The 3,519-nt window shown below is 70.0% G+C and carries 4 protein-coding genes; 3 read left to right on the top strand and 1 reads right to left on the bottom strand.

What is annotated here, in order from left to right; all coding sequences use genetic code 11:
- The first annotated feature begins 162 nt into the window (after positions 1–162).
- The 3 genes from PINTE_RS20650 (at position 163) to PINTE_RS20640 (ending at position 2,501) form a co-directional block, all read left to right on the top strand.
- Positions 163–1,251: an IS630 family transposase gene (locus PINTE_RS20650; protein ID WP_068434356.1), complete on the top strand. Its 1,089-nt coding sequence runs from the start codon at positions 163–165 to the stop codon at positions 1,249–1,251.
- 51 nt (positions 1,252–1,302) lie between these two features.
- Positions 1,303–1,545 (top strand): hypothetical protein, encoded by a 243-nt coding sequence (locus PINTE_RS20645; RefSeq protein ID WP_068434354.1) that lies wholly within the window; start codon positions 1,303–1,305, stop codon positions 1,543–1,545.
- Between the two features lie 68 nt (positions 1,546–1,613).
- The gene (locus PINTE_RS20640; RefSeq protein ID WP_306304875.1) at positions 1,614–2,501 is read left to right on the top strand and encodes an RCC1 domain-containing protein; all 888 of its coding nucleotides are present in this window, start codon (positions 1,614–1,616) and stop codon (positions 2,499–2,501) included.
- Here the strand turns inward: PINTE_RS20640 and PINTE_RS20635 are convergent.
- The gene (locus PINTE_RS20635; RefSeq protein WP_068434353.1) at positions 2,485–3,420 is read right to left on the bottom strand and encodes a CPBP family intramembrane glutamic endopeptidase; all 936 of its coding nucleotides are present in this window, start codon (positions 3,418–3,420) and stop codon (positions 2,485–2,487) included. The two genes, PINTE_RS20640 and PINTE_RS20635, sit on opposite strands and share 17 nt — an antisense overlap.
- Between the last annotated feature and the right edge of the window lie 99 nt (positions 3,421–3,519).

Below are 3,519 nucleotides of genomic sequence, written 5' to 3'. Positions count from 1 at the left end.
TCTGTACACAGGCACGAACTCCCCGAGGTGGAGTCGTATCGTCCAGATCCGTGATGTCTCGATCAGCACGTGCCGCCCTGCGAGTTGACCCCAACGGCGCAGATCGATCTCACAGTTAGTGTTGCGAGTCGTTAATTCGCAGATGGTGGCTACGCTGGGTTTGTGCCGGGTCCTGCTGCGAAATCGCTTGTCTTGACCGATCATGAGCGGTCGGTGCTCTCGGGTTGGGTGCGGCGTCCGACTGCGCCGGCCCGTCTGGTGCAGCGGGCCTCGATCGTGTTGGCGTACGCGGACGAGTCGTCGGTCGCGGGTGTCGCGCGCCGGCTCGGGGTGAGTGCGCCGACGGTGACGAAGTGGCGGGACCGGTTCCTGGCGCAGCGGTTGGATGGCCTGGACGATGCGCCGCGGCCGGGGCAGCCTCGCAAACTGACCGATGAGCAGGTCGAGACGTTGATCAGCCGCACTCTGGAAGGGGTGCCGCCGAGCGGGGACACGCACTGGTCGACCAGGTCGATGGCCGCCGACCAGGGGTTGAATCAGACCCAGGTCTCGCGGATCTGGCGGGCGTTCGGGCTCAAGCCGCACACGGTGGACTCCTGGAAGCTGTCCAAGGATCCGGCCTTCGTGGACAAGGTCCGTGACCTCGTCGGGCTGTACATGTCCCCGCCAGAGAACGCGCTCGTGCTCGCGGTGGACGAGAAATCCCAGGTCCAGGCCCTGGACAGGACAGCACCGATCCTGCCGATGATGCCGAGCACGCCTGCGCGGGCCACGCACGATTACGTCCGGCACGGCACGACCACGGTGTTCGCGGCCATGGACATCCTCTCCGGGGCTGTCATCGCCAGGAATTACCGCCGACACCGCAGCAGCGAGTTCCTGCGGTTCCTCACCGAAGTCGACGCCGTCACTCCCAAGGACCTTGAGTTGCATCTCGTCCTGGACAACTACGCCACCCACAAGACCCCGGCCGTGAAGGCGTGGCTGCTCAAGCACCCACGCGTCGTGCTGCACTTCACGCCGACCTCGGCGTCATGGCTCAACCTCGTCGAACGCTGGTTCGCCGAACTAACCCGCCGCAAACTGCAGCGCTCGACGCACCGATCCGTGATCGAACTCGAACGCGACATCGTGGCCTGGACCCAGAACTGGAACACCAACCCCAAGCCCTTCGTGTGGACCAAGACCGCCGACCAGATCCTCGAAACTCTCGCCGGATACTGCCAACGAATCAACGAATCACGACACTAGGACCGGATCATCATCTATTACGACAACGGGCAGAAGGAACTCACAAATCTGGTGAACAGCGTCTTCAACGCGCATCTGTCGAATGTCGAAGTCCGGAAAGTGATACCGGCTGACTACAGCCTCTTCCAAGTAGCCGACCTCTGCTGCACGCTGAAACTCCTCCAGGCAAAGATCGACGCCGGAGGACTGTCGGCGTCAGAGCGAAGCTTCTTCTCGACCCGGCAGGCCAGCGCCGAACGCGCGCTGAGGAAGGGCTACTTCAAGACCCTGGATCGGAAGAGCTTCGGCCGCTGACGGGCTCGGGGTGTGTAGCGAGCCAACGCTCCAGCCCCGCTGGCGCGCACGCCTGCCTGTGCCACAGGGTGGGTGCGGTACGTCGCCACGGTGGGAGGTCGGGAGTGTCAAGGCATTCGTCGTTTCTCGCTGCGGGGCGGCGCCATTCGGTCGGGGTGCGTCGCGACGGAACCGTCGTCGCGGCCGGTCCGACGCGGCCGGCGAATGCCGGACCGGCCGGTGGACCGAGGTGGTCGCCGTCGCGGCGGGCAACGTGCACACGGCGCGCAACCGGGCGGTCGCACACCGTCGGGCTGCGTGCCGACGGCACCGTGGTGGCGACGGGGTGGAACGACGACGGCCAGTGCGCCGTCTCCGGCTGGGCCGGCGTCGTGGCCGTCGCCGCGGGCTGGCGCACGACGCTCGGGGTGCTCGCCGACGGCACCGTGACGGCGGTCGGGCGAGCTTCGGAGGGTCAGTGCGACGTGGCCTCCTGGCGGGAAGTTGTCACCGTCACCTGCGGCGACTGGCATTCGGTCGGACTGCGCGCCGACGGCACAGCGGTGGCCACGGGTCTCGATCGCCGGGGCCAGTGTGCCGTCGACTCCTGGCGGGAGTTCGTCGGGGTCGCGGCCGGCTACCTGCACACCGTCGGGCTCCGCGGCGACGGGCGCGTGCTGGCCACCGGAGATCGAACCACCGGCGCCTGCGCCGTCGACGACTGGCGCGATGTCGTCGCGGTGGCCGCGGGGAGCCGGCACACGCTGGGGGTCACCGCCTCCGGGCGGGTGCTGTCCGCCGGTGACAACGCCGTCGGGCAGTGCGACGTCGGCGCCTGGCGCGACCTCGTCGCCGTCGCCGCGGGCTCCACCCACAGCCTCGGCCTGCGCGCCGACGGCACGGTCGTCAGCGCGGGCAACACCGCCGACGGACGCTGCGACGTCGACGGCTGGGAGAACATCACAACGCCCGGATGAGACGTCTCACCGTCGCGGGCGCCACACCGTCCACAGCAGCAGCGCGAGGAGCGCGGGCGGCAGCGCGGCCCAGAGGCCGACGGGCAGGGCGGTGAGTCGGTCGGCGCCGATGAGCACGAGCAGGAAGATGCCCGCGAAGCCGTTGAACGTGCCGTGCACGATGGCCGGCGCGATCGTGCTCCCGGCGCGTTCGCGCGCAGCCGAGCACGTAGCTCAGCGGCACGCACCACAGCACCATGAGCGGGATGCCCCACGCCCAGTCCGGGCCGTAGTTGTGGCCGAGCCGGATGATCGGCGCGTGCCACAGGCCCCACAGCACCCCGATGAGCCCGTACCGCCACAGGCCCAGCGGCTCCAGGAGGTCGGCGAGCACGCCGCGCCAGCCGTACTCCTCGCCGAACGCGACCACCGCGTTGACCGTGAAGCCGGCGACGAGGGCCTGGGCGAAGGTGATCCCGACGAGCGCCCACGTCGACAGCGTCAGCTCGGCCGGCAGCGCCGGCTGCAGCTCCCGCAGACGCGTGGTCAGCTCTGCGTCGCTCGCCCAGTGACCGGCTCCCGGGGCCCCGAGTGAGGCGGCGCCCCAGGCCATGAGCACCTGCGCGGTGAGGACCGCGACGGCCACGACGAGCGACCAGCCGGCGATCTGGCCCACCGTGCGCAGCCGCCGGCCCCGCGAGGCGCGCCAGCCGCGCACGAGGAGGAAGCCTCGGCCGGCCCGCCGCTCCACGATCAGGGCCGCGACCAGCGGCATCGGCATGTAGAGCAGCGCGACGATGAGCTGCGCGACCGGCGTCTCGAGGCCGCCCATCGCGAACAGCGCCGCCGCGACGACCGCCGCGCCGCCGAACGCGATGCCATAGAAGAGCGCGACCGCGGGCCAGTCGACCCGGCTCCGGGTGGCTGTGGCTGCGGTCATCGCGCACCGGGCAGGTCGCGACGGATCTCGGCCGCGCGCCCGGCCCGCGCCAACCCCAGCAACACGACCCCCGCCGCCGCGATCGGGGCGGCCACCATG

The organism is Piscicoccus intestinalis NBRC 104926, assembly GCF_001515525.1.
Classification (GTDB): domain Bacteria; phylum Actinomycetota; class Actinomycetes; order Actinomycetales; family Dermatophilaceae; genus Kineosphaera; species Kineosphaera intestinalis.
The sequence above is the reverse complement of the archived record's forward strand: the minus strand, read 5'-3'. Positions and strand labels throughout refer to the sequence as shown.

What these genes read in the sequence shown, in the direction of transcription:
- PINTE_RS20635 (WP_068434353.1), bottom strand. Translation starts at nt 3,420, where the DNA reads ATGACCGCAGCCACAGCCACCCGGAGCCGGGTCGACTGGCCCGCGGTC.